13 protein-coding genes are annotated in these 13143 nt (G+C 43.3%); 3 read left to right on the top strand and 10 right to left on the bottom strand.

Going from position 1 to position 13143, the window contains the following annotated elements:
- Positions 1-41: 41 nt before the first annotated feature.
- Complete coding sequence (locus H9L11_RS15175) at positions 42-1235, bottom strand: class I SAM-dependent methyltransferase (RefSeq protein ID WP_025766603.1); 1194 nt, start codon at positions 1233-1235, stop codon at positions 42-44.
- A gap of 160 nt (positions 1236-1395) precedes the next feature.
- On the bottom strand, positions 1396-2799 hold the full coding sequence (locus H9L11_RS15170; protein WP_033905337.1) for a methyl-accepting chemotaxis protein: 1404 nt from the start codon (positions 2797-2799) through the stop codon (positions 1396-1398).
- 90 nt (positions 2800-2889) lie between these two features.
- On the opposite strand from H9L11_RS15170, the gene yccX reads away from it, so the two are divergent.
- Positions 2890-3162, top strand: coding sequence for an acylphosphatase (gene yccX / locus H9L11_RS15165; RefSeq protein WP_033905335.1), 273 nt, complete (start codon positions 2890-2892; stop codon positions 3160-3162).
- A 2-nt stretch (positions 3163-3164) separates the two neighbouring features.
- Here the strand turns inward: yccX and H9L11_RS15160 are convergent, their stop codons facing one another.
- A complete protein-coding gene (locus H9L11_RS15160; protein ID WP_005377396.1) occupies positions 3165-3494 on the bottom strand; it encodes a TusE/DsrC/DsvC family sulfur relay protein in 330 nt (109 codons plus the stop codon).
- Between the two features lie 908 nt (positions 3495-4402).
- Between H9L11_RS15160 and H9L11_RS15155 the strand changes: the two genes are divergently transcribed.
- Positions 4403-4777 (top strand): chromosome partitioning protein ParB, encoded by a 375-nt coding sequence (locus H9L11_RS15155; RefSeq protein ID WP_033905333.1) that lies wholly within the window; start codon positions 4403-4405, stop codon positions 4775-4777.
- Between the two features lie 76 nt (positions 4778-4853).
- Here the strand turns inward: H9L11_RS15155 and H9L11_RS15150 are convergent, their stop codons facing one another.
- The 5 genes from H9L11_RS15150 to H9L11_RS15130 all read right to left on the bottom strand — a co-directional run bounded on the left by H9L11_RS15150 (position 4854) and on the right by H9L11_RS15130 (position 10090).
- Positions 4854-5516 (bottom strand): Bax inhibitor-1/YccA family protein, encoded by a 663-nt coding sequence (locus H9L11_RS15150; protein WP_025766607.1) that lies wholly within the window; start codon positions 5514-5516, stop codon positions 4854-4856.
- A gap of 249 nt (positions 5517-5765) precedes the next feature.
- Complete coding sequence (locus tag H9L11_RS15145; RefSeq protein ID WP_017634609.1) at positions 5766-6515, bottom strand: amino acid ABC transporter ATP-binding protein; 750 nt, start codon at positions 6513-6515, stop codon at positions 5766-5768.
- 23 nt (positions 6516-6538) lie between these two features.
- Complete coding sequence (locus H9L11_RS15140; RefSeq protein ID WP_005389988.1) at positions 6539-7636, bottom strand: amino acid ABC transporter permease; 1098 nt, start codon at positions 7634-7636, stop codon at positions 6539-6541.
- A gap of 1 nt (position 7637) precedes the next feature.
- Positions 7638-8843: an amino acid ABC transporter permease gene (locus H9L11_RS15135; RefSeq protein ID WP_033905332.1), complete on the bottom strand. Its 1206-nt coding sequence runs from the start codon at positions 8841-8843 to the stop codon at positions 7638-7640.
- Between the two features lie 218 nt (positions 8844-9061).
- Positions 9062-10090 carry an amino acid ABC transporter substrate-binding protein gene (locus H9L11_RS15130; RefSeq protein ID WP_033905331.1) on the bottom strand — a complete coding sequence of 343 codons (1029 nt, stop codon included), beginning with the start codon at positions 10088-10090 and terminating at the stop codon, positions 9062-9064.
- 460 nt (positions 10091-10550) lie between these two features.
- Here H9L11_RS15130 and H9L11_RS15125 point away from each other — a divergent pair, with 460 nt between their 5' ends.
- The gene (locus tag H9L11_RS15125) at positions 10551-11471 is read left to right on the top strand and encodes a bifunctional precorrin-2 dehydrogenase/sirohydrochlorin ferrochelatase (protein WP_033905330.1); all 921 of its coding nucleotides are present in this window, start codon (positions 10551-10553) and stop codon (positions 11469-11471) included.
- Between the two features lie 102 nt (positions 11472-11573).
- On the opposite strand, the gene H9L11_RS15120 is transcribed toward H9L11_RS15125, so the two are convergent.
- Together H9L11_RS15120 and H9L11_RS15115 are read right to left on the bottom strand one after the other, a co-directional pair.
- Entirely contained in the window at positions 11574-12056 is a 483-nt protein-coding gene (locus H9L11_RS15120; RefSeq protein ID WP_005377415.1) for a YajQ family cyclic di-GMP-binding protein, read from the bottom strand.
- Positions 12057-12077: 21 nt separating this feature from the next.
- Positions 12078-13136, bottom strand: a complete 1059-nt coding sequence (locus H9L11_RS15115; protein WP_005377417.1) for a 3-deoxy-7-phosphoheptulonate synthase — start codon at positions 13134-13136, stop codon at positions 12078-12080.
- Positions 13137-13143 lie beyond the last annotated feature (7 nt).

Below are 13143 nucleotides of genomic sequence, written 5' to 3'. Positions count from 1 at the left end.
AGTAGGCCCTTTTCTTCTGCTTTGTCTTACTTATTCGTAGCCTAAAGCACTTTACATGCAAAACCTTTTAAGTAGAAACCTTCTGGATATGCGGTATCGGTTGGGTGGTCAGCGGCTTGTTCAAAACGCTCCACAAACTTTACTTGGCGGTTAGCATCTACGGCTGCATCAGCGATGATTTTCTGGAACAGAACTTGATCCATCAAGCCAGAGCACGAGTAGGTTAGTAGCGTGCCGCCCGGTTTTAGAATTTGCATTGCTAGCATGTTGATGTCTTTGTAACCACGACATGCGCCGTTTAGTTGTGCTTTGCTCTCTGCGAACTTCGGTGGGTCCATGATCACAACATCGAACTGAGTTCCTTGATCACGATACTCACGAAGCAGCTTAAACACGTCTGCATTTAGGAACACGGCACGCTTCTTCGAAATATCAAACTCGTTTAGCTCTGCGTTGAATTTTGCGGTATCTAAAGCAGGTTGCGACACGTCAGCGTTAATCACACGCTTTGCATCACCTTTTAGAGCGTAAAGTCCGAAGCCACCTGTGTAAGAGAAGCAGTTAAGAACTTCTTTGCCTTTCATATATTTCATCGCTTGCTGGCGACTATCACGTTGATCTAGGTAGAAACCTGTTTTGTGTCCGCCAACGATATCTACACTAATCTTTACGCCATTTTCTTCGATGACGACTGATTTAGGTGGCTCTTCGCCGTGCAAGACGCCCGTGCTCTCTTTTAAACCTTCTTTTTTACGAACGGCCACGTCAGAGCGCTCGTACACATTACAATCAGGGAAGCACTCAACCAGAGCGTCAACAATAGCCTGCTTATTGTGTTCTGCGCCAGCACTGAGAAGTTGGCACACAAAGAAATTTTGGTAACGGTCGATCGTAACGCCTGGTAAGCCGTCAGACTCTGCTGCGATAAGGCGATAACCCGTAAGGCCATCACGTTCGATAATGTCTTCACGAAGAAGTTGTGCGTCTTTAAGTCGTTTAACGAAAAACGCGGTGTCGATTTCTTCTTTATCAAAACTCCAAATACGAGCACGAATTTGTGAAGCTGGCGAATATGCCGCTTTAGCTAGCCATTTACCGTCGTGAGTGAATACATCAACCGTTTCGCCAAGAGCAGGTTCGCCCTCAACTTTGTTGATGCCTCGAGAGAAGATCCAAGGGTGCTTGCGCTTGACCGATTTCTCACGACCTTTAACCAAATAGATAGCAGCTGTCATTTCATTAGCTCTTGTTGAATTTTGAAAGGGGCGTATTGTCCGGGATGTGAATGGTAAAAGCAATATCCCTCGGCAATCCAGTACATTGTAGTGACTTTTAAATACAAAAAGGTCACTAAAGTGACCCTTTTATTTGAATTTGCTGTAACAGATTCCGTTGCTATGCTTTAAGTCCAGTCAGTAGCGACTCCATTGTGTCGCTTTGCTTACGCAGTTGATCAACGTTTTGTGAAGTCGTGCTTATCATATTGCACACGTTATCTGCTTGAACTCGAATTTCTTCAACGCTTGAGGCGATATTGTCCGCGACTACACCTTGCTCTTCAGCTGCTGTTGCAATTTGAATGCTACTGTCGGAGATAGTTTGATTTTTATCTGCCAAAGAGCCGATTTCGTGATTCACTTCCGTCATGAGGTTTTGTCCCTCATTTGCATTATTAACTGTCACTTCCATCAGCTTAGTAAGCGACTGGCTGTTACGCTGTAACGATTCAATCATCGTTTGGATTTCAACTGTCGCTTGCTGAGTGCGTCCCGCAAGAGCGCGAACCTCATCCGCAACGACCGCAAATCCACGACCTTGTTCTCCAGCACGTGCTGCTTCAATGGCTGCGTTCAATGCAAGTAGGTTAGTTTGCTCGGAAATCCCATTAATGGTTGTCACGACTTCATCAATTTGTGCGGCATTAGCATCTAACTCCGCTACTGCTTGAGACGCAGATTGAATCTCATTAGAGAGGTTCGAAATCGAGTGAAGCGTATTCTCAACTTTCACTTGTCCAGACTGAGCCACGTTACGTGCATCATCGGTTTGCGTGCTTGAATCGTGAGCTAGTGTCGCGACTTCTCGAATCGTTGATGCCATCTGTTCAGTTGCACTCGCAAGAGAGTTGAGGTGTTCCTGCTGAGTCGCTGAAATATCTGAACTGTGATGAATCGATTGATTCAGGTCTGAGCTAATTTGTTGCATTAACGCCACAGACTCTTGAATCGACAGCACCATTTGTTGCTCTCGTTCTGCAACTTTGTCTATCGTAATAGCAATTTCACTAAACTCGTCGCGAACAGGGAAGAAGTTCATTCTCGCAGTTAAGTCGCCACCAGCAAGAGTGTTTAATGCTTTGTTCATCGTGAACATCGCGCCGCCAATAAACGTCATGATGTAGTAAACACCAAGAGCGAGAATAAACAAGCTCACACAGATGATGCTCACTTGAGTCGTTGATAGGGCAGTCCATAAAGAAAGTTCATGGTTCGCAACCAAACTGTACGCACCATTTAAAACAGACACGGATTGCGGACCAGAGCCAATAGAAACAGTTTCTGAACCCGCTATGAGGCTTGCTACTTGAGATTGAGAAAGATTGCCTGCCTCTATCAGACCTTTCATAAGCATGAGCTCTTCTTGGTACATACTTGAGATCAGTGTATTAGCCGCGCTATTAAGGACGAGAGTGAGAATGACTAAAGCAAGAAGAGGGAGAACGAAGAGCAAATAGAACTTTTCTTGAATCTTTAAGTGAATGAGATACTTATCAATCCAGCGGAATGGAATTTCTTTCATAATTATAATAACCGTGCAAAAACCCACTATCCTTAGTGGGGTGAATAGACGAAAAGAATATATCACTCAGTAAAAAGAAGCGGTACAAAGATGAACGTAAAGTGTGAGAGATTTATAGTAAAAGGTCATGTTCAAGGCGTGGGCTTTCGTTACCATACTTCCCATCAAGGATTGAAGCTAGGGTTAACAGGTTATGCGAAGAACCTAAACAATGGTGATGTTGAAGTGATGGCGTGTGGAACAGACGCGCAAATAGTTGCGTTTTCGAAATGGTTACAAGAAGGACCGCGAACGGCAACAGTAGAGCATGTGATGCAGGAGCCTGCGTCGTATAAGCCGTTACGCGGTTTTAAAATTTTATGAATCTACAAGCATTTAGCTGGCTTTGGTAGGCCGGCTAATTTGGTTGCTTGTTTGGCTGGCCCCTTTTTAAACAGCTTGAATAGATACTTACTATTACCTTTTTCTGGGCCGTGCGCTTTTTCCATCGCTTTCACAAGCATACGCACTGCAGGGGAGGTATTAAACTCTTCATAAAAGTCTCGCACAAAATGCACAACTTCCAAATGAGCATCCGTAAGCTCGATGTCTTCTTCTTTTGCTAAAAGCTCAATCATACCTTCTTCCCATTGAGTATGATCCAATAAGTAGCCTTGAGCATCCGTTTCAATTTCTTTGCCGTTGTAAACGAACATAACGTTTTATCCGTTAAGTAAACATGGATGTTTATAGATTAGCGACAGCCGAGAATGTTCTCAACAAAAGAATCTCGAAGTCGTATCGAGCGAATCAAAAGCGTACAAAGTAGTGGCCTATAACTGAATACTCTTAAATTATATTTTAAGCATAAGTTTGTTTTTTTATTCGTGTTGTTAGAAAATTTTCGGGGTTGATATCGGTGGTTTTGCATTGTTATGCAATTCGCTTGGTGTGATTGATTTGTCAGTTATATTTATTGTTTTAGATAAGTCGATCACAACGAATATAAACTAGTTTTAAATCAAAAGAATAAATTGAAAAAAATCGTTATGTTCACCCATGCTTAACAACAACACGGAGCAATGCAGGAGTGTATGGAGTGGTCGAATCTTTTCGTTTCCATTGGATGGGCGGTACTGCAAGCATGCTTTAGCATTTTCTCTTTTCTATGTCTGACGGGATTTGTAAAACATAATCCTATAAAACCGAAGTATGCTTGGTTGCAGTACATCTATGGGCCGTTACTTTTTTTGACTTGGGGAGTCATGTTAGTGACACCGATGATGTCGGCCTACATATTTTTTAGCGTAGCTGGTAAATCAGTAGTCTGGTTGCCCGCGCTCAAGATGTTCGGTTATTGGTGGGTTGCGTTTGGAGTATTTTGCTTCTTGTCATCAGTTGATGAGCGATTGCGAAGTCGCGGTTTGAATTAAGACAAGTTATACCTTGAAATCAGTTTACAAACTGAGAGAGGTGATTATAAAGCGCTCATACAAGCGATATAGCGATTGTTTGAGAATTAATAGCTTAAACGTTGTGTTTGTTTTCATAGACCGATATTCTCATTGGATTAATGAAAGCCTGTATTCAGGTTAGAAACAACAATGATGACAAGGAGTTAGTCATGTCGAAACAACGTTACATTGAGATTAATGACAATGTAAAATCCACTTGGTCCATCGAGCGTATTTGGCAACTTGCAGAATCCTTACCTGTAGAAGAAATTTCGATTGATGATATCAAAGGCCCAAATGAAGTGACTTGGTTTAGTCATGAAGGGCCACAGCCAACCTGCCGTGAAATTGCAAAACATTGCCGACGAATCAACAATGCTGATTTGTCGTATCCGGTAATCTTAACCAGTGACTATCGTGTTTTTGACGGTATGCACCGAATCGCCAAGCAAATCATGTTAGGAGAGGAAACGATCAAAGTGAGACGCTTTAGAGAAAATCCAGAAGCTGACGAAGTTATCGAGTTGTCAGTAGAGCAGGCGTAATACACTGAATTGCACACAAAGAAAAAGCCCGAAGGAATTACCTTCGGGCTTTTTTATTCTACTTAACGAGAAACGATTAATCGTCGTTCATAATACCTAGAATGCTTAGTAGGCTGATGAAGATGTTGTAGATTGATACATACAAAGTTACTGTCGCAGAGATGTAGTTTGTTTCACCGCCACGAATAATGCTTTGTGTTGTCATCAGGATCGCCATAGTAGAGAAAATGATAAACAAGCTGCTCAACGCCAAGTGTAAGAGGGTTGATTGAATAAAGAAGCTTGCAATCATGCCCACAACCAGCACAACAAATAGTGATAGCATTAAGCCACCCATCATCGATAGGTCACGTTTCGTTGTTAGTGCGTATGCCGATGCTGCCATGAAAGATAGTGCCGTACCACCGAGTGCGGTTAATACGATATCGCCCATGCCTGCACCAATGTACATGTTTAGAATAGGGCCAACGGTGTAACCTAAGAAGCCAGTAAATAGGAACGTAAACACAAGGCCAAGACTGTTGTTACGGTTTTTCTCTGTTAAGAATAATAGGCCGTAGAAACCAACCAGCATTAGGATGATACCTGGATGTGGAAGGTTAAATGCCATTGCAACGCCAGCAACGACTGCCGACCATAAAAGTGTCATTGAAAGTAGAGCGTAAGTATTACGCAATACTTTGTTCGTTTGTAGAGCACTTTCTTGAGTTGAAGTGCGGGTAAACATTGGACTGTTCATAATCTTCCTCGATAAGAGACTTTCTTTTAAGTACATTTATGGGATTGAAAGTTCAAAAAATCAAGCCCTAACCATACGTAACTTAGATAAAATAATAATAGAAATAAGATGTTATGTATTTGGCAACTTGTAACACAATATTACTGCCTAGCATAGCTATGTTGATTCTTACACAGATTTTTGAATTTAGTAACAAAAAGCACTGGCTTCATAGAAACCAGTGCTTTTTTATGTCGATTCGGCTAAATCTTAGTGGTGTAAGATTTGCGCTAGGAAATTTTGGGTCCTATCCGATTGAGGATTTTCGAAGAAATCAACAGGGTTGTTTTCTTCGATGATCTCTCCTGCGTCCATGAATATCACGCGATCGGCAACCTCTTTAGCAAAGCCCATTTCATGTGTCACACATAGCATAGTCATGCCTTCCTCGGCGAGTTCGACCATTACATCCAGTACTTCGCGAACCATTTCCGGGTCGAGTGCAGATGTTGGCTCATCAAAAAGCATGACTTTAGGGTTCATACACAAAGAGCGAGCAATCGCCACACGTTGTTGCTGGCCACCAGACAGCTGACCGGGATACTTCTCCGCTTGGTCTGGAATTTTTACACGTTCCAGATATTTCATCGCAACTGCTTCTGCCTCATCTTTTGGCATCTTCTTCACCCAGATAGGCGCGAGCGTACAGTTTTCCAGTACGGTTAAATGAGGGAAGAGATTAAAGTGTTGAAAGCACATGCCCACTTCTCGGCGTACTGCTTCAATGTTCTTTAAGTCTTCAGTTAATTCCGTACCAGAGACGTAAATGCTGCCTGTTTGGTGCTCTTCAAGACGGTTAATACAGCGAATCATCGTTGATTTTCCCGACCCTGATGGACCACAGATAACGATTTTCTCGCCGCGCTTAACGTCGAGGTTAATATTTTTTAGTACGTGAAACTCACCATACCATTTATTCATGTCCTTCAATTGGATCATGTAGTCTTGTTGTTGCGTCATAATACGTCCTTGATCTTGATGAGTTATCGTTTGTGACCGGTATGAAGTTTGTTTTCAAGCCATATCGAATAGCGCGACATGCCAAAACAAAACACCCAAAACACTAACGCGACAAATACATAACTTTCTGTAGCAAAACCTAACCATTCAGGGTCGGTATTTGCTGCTTGTCCTATACCGAGTACGTCAAACATGCCAATGATGAGTACCAAACTGGTGTCTTTAAACAAACCGATGAAGGTGTTCACGATAGAAGGAATAGTAATCTTTAGCGCCTGTGGCAAGATAATCAGCCCAGTCTTTTTCCAGTAACTTAACCCAAGCGCATCAGCGGCTTCATATTGACCTTTCGGAATGGCTTGTAGACCACCGCGTACCACTTCTGCCATGTAAGCGGAGGCAAACATAACCACACCTATAAGGGCGCGAATCAGTTTATCTGTCTCTGAGCCTTCAGACATAAACAATGGAAGCATAACCGAAGCCATGAACAAAACCGTAATCAGAGGAACGCCACGCCAAACTTCAATGTAGACGGTACAAATGCTGCGAATGATCGGCATCTCTGAACGTCTACCAAGCGCAAGCACCACACCAATTGGCAATGAAACTACGATACCAACTAGCGCAATAATGAGCGTAACGAGTAGTCCACCCCACTTGTGTGTATCTACCACTTCTAGTCCAAAGACACCACCGTATAAAAGTCCAGCGATGATGAATGGGTAGATGTTTACGAAGAAAAGCCAAATCCACATCCGTTTCGGTGTCTTCTCATACGCGAGTAAAACAGTAAATATGGCTAATGTGATATAGAACAGGCGAGGGCGCCATAGTTCGGACTCTGGATAAAAACCATACATGAACTGCTCCCAGCGCACGCTGATAAATACCCAGCAAGCACCATCTCGGCTACAGTCGTCACGCGTTGAGCCAATCCAGTCTGCGTTAATAAACGCCCAATCCACGATATACCATATTGCAGTTACGACAATATACGCAAGAATGACAGTAACAATGGAATTGATAGGGCCATTAAATAGATTTTTCCGCATCCAACCAACGAAGCCTACAGTATTGGCGGGTGGCGGGAGATCCGGTTGAAATTGATGAGTACTCATATTATCTCTCCACCAGCGCGACTTTACGGTTATACAAGTTCATTAATGCAGACGTAATCAGACTTAATGTCAAGTACACGCCCATCGTCATCGCAATGATCTCAATCGCTTGTCCCGTTTGGTTCAGGGTAGTACCAGCAAACACAGAGACAAGATCTGGGTAACCAATCGCCATCGCTAACGATGAGTTTTTGGTGAGGTTGAGATATTGACTGGTTAAAGGTGGAATAATAATTCGTAACGCTTGAGGAATGACAACAAGCTTTAAAGTTTTCGAGCGTGGTAAGCCTAGCGACATCGCTGCTTCGGTTTGACCATGGCTAACCGCATTAATACCAGAGCGCACAATCTCAGCAATGAAAGAAGCTGTATAAACACTCAATGCCAAAAGTAGCGCAGCCAATTCAGGAATAATGCTAATACCACCTCGGAAGTTAAACCCTTTTAGTTCAGGATAATTCAGTGAAATTGGCATACCAGCAAGGAAGTACACAACCAATGGAAGGCCAACAACTAAACCCAAAACTATTCTTCCCATTGGGGTTTGTTGCCCAGTGAGACGTTGCTTATTATTCGCCCATACATTAATTAATAAGCTTGCGATTACCCCGAAGATTAACGCGGCAATAACGTAGCTACTGCCAGGTTCCATAGTCGGTGCAGGGAAATATAAGCCACGAACGTTCAGGAAAATAGCTTCACCAAGACTTAAGCTTTGGCGTGGTGAGGGTAATGCTTGAAGAACAGCGAAATACCAGAAGAATATTTGCAGAAGAAGGGGGATATTTCGGAAAGTTTCGATATAAACTGCCGCTAAACGACTAACTAACCAGTTAGAAGAAAGGCGGGCAACCCCCATGGTAAAGCCAATCACAGTAGCCAGAATAATACCTAATACGGAGACTAACGCCGTATTAAGAAGGCCGATGATAAATGTTCTACCGTAAGAGTACGTTTCATCGTATTCAATTAATGTTAACCCAATACCAAACCCGGCTTCTTGATTCAGAAAACCGAAGCCCGTTGCAATACCACGAGCATCTAAGTTATTGAGAGCGTTGTTTACAATCGTGTAAAAGAAAAATACCAGTGCAGCAATGGCAATGATCTGGAAAATAGCAGAACGAAAGGCAGGATTATAAATCAGGCTCTTGCTTCCGCTTGGTTTGGACATCGTACTTGGCGATGTATCTTGTGTCGGTTTCATACAGCGATAACCTCAAACCTTAGTTATAGATATCGGCCTGTATAACGAAGTTTCGTCCTTGCTGGCTAAAGAATAACGCTCTCATGTCTGGTGACATACGAACCTTTAAAGCCGTTCCACCAAGCGAGCGCTTTTCGCCATCCAATGAGCGATCCTTACTCATACAGTGAGATATAATCAAGAAAAAGGGCGGCATGAACCGCCCTGATTAACTCTTTCTATCGGATTGGTGGCGCGTACATAAAGCCGCCTGAATTCCATAGCGCATTAACGCCACGAGAGATTTCTAACGGCGAACCAGTACCGACTGTACGTTCGAAGCTTTCACCATAGTTACCAACTTGTTTGATAACCTGGTAGCCCCAATCGTCGCGGATACCCAACCCTTTGCCTTTAGGGCCATCAACACCGAGGATACGCTTGATGTTTGGATCTGTTGACTTCAGCATTTCATCCGCATTCTTCGAACTAATACCGTATTCTTCAGCGTTAATCATCGCAGACAATGTCCACTTAGCGATGTTAAACCATTGATCATCGCCTTGACGAACGACTGGACCTAGTGGCTCTTTAGAGATGATTTCTGGAAGAACGGCCGCAGAGGACGGATCTTTCAAATTCAAACGTAGTGCATAAAGGCCAGATTGGTCAGTTGTTAATACGTCACAGCGTCCCGCATCAAAACCTTTCGAAGTTTGCGCCGCTGTGTCGAATACCACTGGTTTGTACGCCATGCCTTGGTTGCGGAAATAATCTGCAAGGTTTAGCTCGGTTGTTGTACCTGATTGAACACATACCGACGCACCATCAAGCTCTTTAGCACTTGATATACCAAGTTCCTTCTTCACCATAAAGCCTTGACCGTCGTAGTAGTTCACACCTACGAAGTTTAGGCCCAGTGCAGTGTCACGGTGGAGAGTCCAGGTCGTGTTACGGGAAAGCACATCAATCTCACCAGATTGAAGCGCAGTGAAACGTTCTTTTGCGGTTAGGGGTACATATTTAACTTTCGTTTTATCCCCAAGAACGGCTGCAGCCAGTGCTTGGCAATATTCTACGTCGATACCTTCCCATTCGCCTTTTGAGTTAGGGTTAGAGAAACCAGGTAGACCGGTACTTACGCCACAAGTAAGAAAACCTTGTTTTGTGACTTTGTCCAGAGTAGTGTCTGCTGCTTGAGCTGATGTTGCCATCATCGCAGTAGAAGCCGCTACGACGGAAGCAAGAACTGTGAGTTTATTTGCCATTTGTATCCTTCCTGTATGATCCATGTTTAATCAGGAGTGACCTGAAATAACGTGTCCAATTCGTTAGAGTTATCGTCCTACGTGATTGATTTTCGAAGAAACGGCATTCGATAGATCAACCAGTTATAAGCGTAGGAAAGGATCTGTTAATTCTCAAATATATAATTTAAATGAAGTTTTGAGAGAACTTACAAAGTGCCTTGAGATTTAGAATGACGAAATGTTAATTGTTTGTAAATAGTGCAATTCATGGACAATTTGGTGCATCAGAACAATCAATAGAAGAGTGAACAATACAAAAGAATAAAAAGTTGTTATTAAAACTGTCATTAGCTGAGCAAGGTGAAGTTCAGTAAAAATTCAAACAAAAATTATTTGTGATACCGAAACAGGGTGATGAGCTTGCCCCATTTTTGGTAGCATGGTCTACAACAGCTAATTAGAGTAATCATGGATTGAAATGCGATATTTTCCTCTGTTCTTAGATTTAATTAATAAACCCGTTCTCGTCGTGGGTGGCGGTGAGGTGGCAAGCCGAAAGGTGGAAGCGTTGCTAAAGGCTGGGGCGGATGTGACTATCGTTTCTCCGACGTTGGTTGATTTTCTGTCTAAGCTTGCTTCTGAGCATCAACTGCGCTGGGTACAACGTTTCTATTCGAGTGACATTGTCACTAAAAACTTTGTTCAAGTGTGGGCGACGACAGACAATCCTGAGCTAAATCACCAAGTGTACAAAGATGCCAAAGAGCTAGGCATCTTGGTTAACGTTGTGGATGATAAGCCTTATTGTGATTTCATCACGCCGTCAATGATTAATCGTGGCCGCATCCAAATCGCTATCTCTAGTGGTGGAGCTTCGCCAGTTTTAATTCGAAACATCCGTGAAAAGCTTGAATCGATACTGCCACAAAACATGGGGTTGATGGCGGATTTTGCTAACTCAAAGCGAAACTCAATTAAAGAGGCACTGCCTAGCGTCGATTTACGCCGCAAGTTTTGGGAGCAATTTTTCTCGAATCCCGAGGTGGAAAACGCGCGAGATAATCGTGAGTTAGAAGCAATTTACCAAGCGACCATGGCAACACCTTTAGATGAAAAGGGAAGTTGTACTTGGATACATGTTGGGAAAGATGTTGAGATGTTGCCAATAAAAGCCGTACGCTATATGCAACAAGCGGAGCTGGCTCTGTACTCAACTCGATGTGAAGCGAATGTGTTAGAACTAATACGCAGAGATGCAGAAAGAGAAGCTTTCTCGAGCGCTGCTGAGCTTTCGGATATGCTGGCCAAGGCTAAAGCTGAAAAGCTTCGAATTTGCGTGTTCATACCGCAAGGAACGAGCGAATTCGTATTGCTGCAAGGGCAGGACTTGGTTATCTAGCAATGCCAAATGCTAAAAGTGGATACGTAGTTCGTTACACAAAAGCCAATAAAAAACGCCAGCGGATTATGCGCTGGCGTTTTTACTTACTTCTCAGATTGATTAATCACGGAAGTTGTTAAACTGGAATGGGATACCCATCTCTGCTTCACGAATCGCTGCCATTGTCGCTTGCAGGTCGTCGCGTTTCTTACCAGTAACACGTACTTTGTCGCCTTGAATAGAGGCTTGTACTTTTAACTTTGCGTCTTTGATAAGTTTCACTACTTTTTTCGCCGTTGGAGTATCAATACCTTGGCGGAAAAGCAGAGTTTGGTGCCAGTTTTTACCAGTAACGTCTGGGTCTTGTGCATCCATTGCGTTCGCGTCAATGTTACGCTTCGCTAAGTGGCCGCGTAAAATGTCGCGCATTTGCTTAAGTTGGAAGTCACCTTCCGCAGACATTTTTACGTTTTCTTCTACTAGCTCAAAGCTCGCATTTACGTTGCGGAAATCGAAACGAGTAGACAATTCACGGTTAGCGTTATCAACGGCGTTACGTAGTTCAACCGTATCGATTTCAGAAACAATATCAAACGATGGCATGAAGATTCCTTGATTATTTTGTTATAGGGACTTTCGGGACTTAACAGCGCTTGCCAGCATATCTAGCATTGTAGCAGTGTCTTCCCAACCTAGGCATGGATCTGTAATAGACTGACCATACGTTAGGTTATTGATGTCAGTCATTGGCTGATTGCCTTCAAGAATAAAGCTTTCAGCCATGATACCCGCAATACGAGTGCTGCCTGACTTAATTTGGTTACAAATGTCCTGAGCTACGTCGATTTGTTTTCTGTGTTGCTTCTGACAGTTTGCATGGCTGAAATCCACAACCAAACGTTGTGGCAATCCAAACTCAGCTAAAGCATCACATGCTTGTTTGACTGATGCTTCATCAAAGTTAGGGCCTTTTTCTCCACCGCGCAGAATAATATGACCGTAAGGGTTACCACTTGTGCGGTAAACCGTCATTCGACCGTTCTTATCTGGCGAGTAGAAGTAATGCGATGCTTTCGATGCGCGAATTGCATCAATTGCAATTTTTACGTTGCCATTTGTGCCATTTTTGAAACCAACTGGGCAAGATAGTGCCGACGCCATTTCACGGTGAATTTGTGATTCCGTTGTGCGAGCACCAATCGCGCCCCAAGTGATCAAATCCGCGATGTATTGGCCAGTGATCATATCAAGAAACTCAGTAGCAGTCGCAAGACCAAGCTTGTTGATATCCAGTAGTAGTTTACGAGCTTTATGAAGACCAGCTTCAAGTGCGTAAGAACCATCTAGGTTAGGGTCCGTAATCAAACCTTTCCAACCAACTACTGTACGAGGCTTTTCAAAGTAAGTACGCATCACGATAAATAGCTCGTCTTTGTACTTGTCTTGGATTTCACTCAGGCGAGTGGCGTAATCAATGGCAGCTTCAGTGTCGTGAACAGAACACGGACCTACAATCGCAAGAAGGCGATTGTCTTCACCCGATAAAATGTTTTCAATCTGACGACGAGATTGAGCGATACGGTCTGCAACGTCATCCGTAATAGGATGTACACTACCTAGCTCTGCTGGGGTAGGCATTGGACCCAAAGGTTGGGTTCTCAATTCATCTGTTTTTATAGGCATGTTATAG

The sequence above is a fragment of the Vibrio sp. sp1 genome (genome assembly GCF_016920955.1).
Taxonomy (GTDB): domain Bacteria; phylum Pseudomonadota; class Gammaproteobacteria; order Enterobacterales; family Vibrionaceae; genus Vibrio; species Vibrio alginolyticus.
The sequence above is the reverse complement of the archived record's forward strand: the minus strand, read 5'-3'. Positions and strand labels throughout refer to the sequence as shown.

Bases quoted from the DNA above. Each gene is read 5' to 3' on its own strand.
- H9L11_RS15150 (WP_025766607.1), bottom strand. From the start codon at position 5,516: ATGAACAGTCCAATGTTTACCCGCACTTCAACTCAAGAAAGTGCTCTA.
- H9L11_RS15160 (WP_005377396.1), bottom strand. From the start codon at position 3,494: ATGTTCGTTTACAACGGCAAAGAAATTGAAACGGATGCTCAAGGCTAC.
- H9L11_RS15170 (WP_033905337.1), bottom strand. From the start codon at position 2,799: ATGAAAGAAATTCCATTCCGCTGGATTGATAAGTATCTCATTCACTTA.
- H9L11_RS15140 (WP_005389988.1), bottom strand. From the start codon at position 7,636: ATGAGTACTCATCAATTTCAACCGGATCTCCCGCCACCCGCCAATACT.
- H9L11_RS15130 (WP_033905331.1), bottom strand. From the start codon at position 10,090: ATGGCAAATAAACTCACAGTTCTTGCTTCCGTCGTAGCGGCTTCTACT.
- H9L11_RS15135 (WP_033905332.1), bottom strand. From the start codon at position 8,843: ATGAAACCGACACAAGATACATCGCCAAGTACGATGTCCAAACCAAGC.
- yccX (WP_033905335.1), top strand. From the start codon at position 2,890: ATGAACGTAAAGTGTGAGAGATTTATAGTAAAAGGTCATGTTCAAGGC.
- H9L11_RS15175 (WP_025766603.1), bottom strand. From the start codon at position 1,235: ATGACAGCTGCTATCTATTTGGTTAAAGGTCGTGAGAAATCGGTCAAG.
- H9L11_RS15120 (WP_005377415.1), bottom strand. From the start codon at position 12,056: ATGCCATCGTTTGATATTGTTTCTGAAATCGATACGGTTGAACTACGT.
- H9L11_RS15155 (WP_033905333.1), top strand. From the start codon at position 4,403: ATGTCGAAACAACGTTACATTGAGATTAATGACAATGTAAAATCCACT.
- H9L11_RS15115 (WP_005377417.1), bottom strand. From the start codon at position 13,136: ATGCCTATAAAAACAGATGAATTGAGAACCCAACCTTTGGGTCCAATG.
- H9L11_RS15125 (WP_033905330.1), top strand. From the start codon at position 10,551: ATGCGATATTTTCCTCTGTTCTTAGATTTAATTAATAAACCCGTTCTC.
- H9L11_RS15145 (WP_017634609.1), bottom strand. From the start codon at position 6,515: ATGACGCAACAACAAGACTACATGATCCAATTGAAGGACATGAATAAA.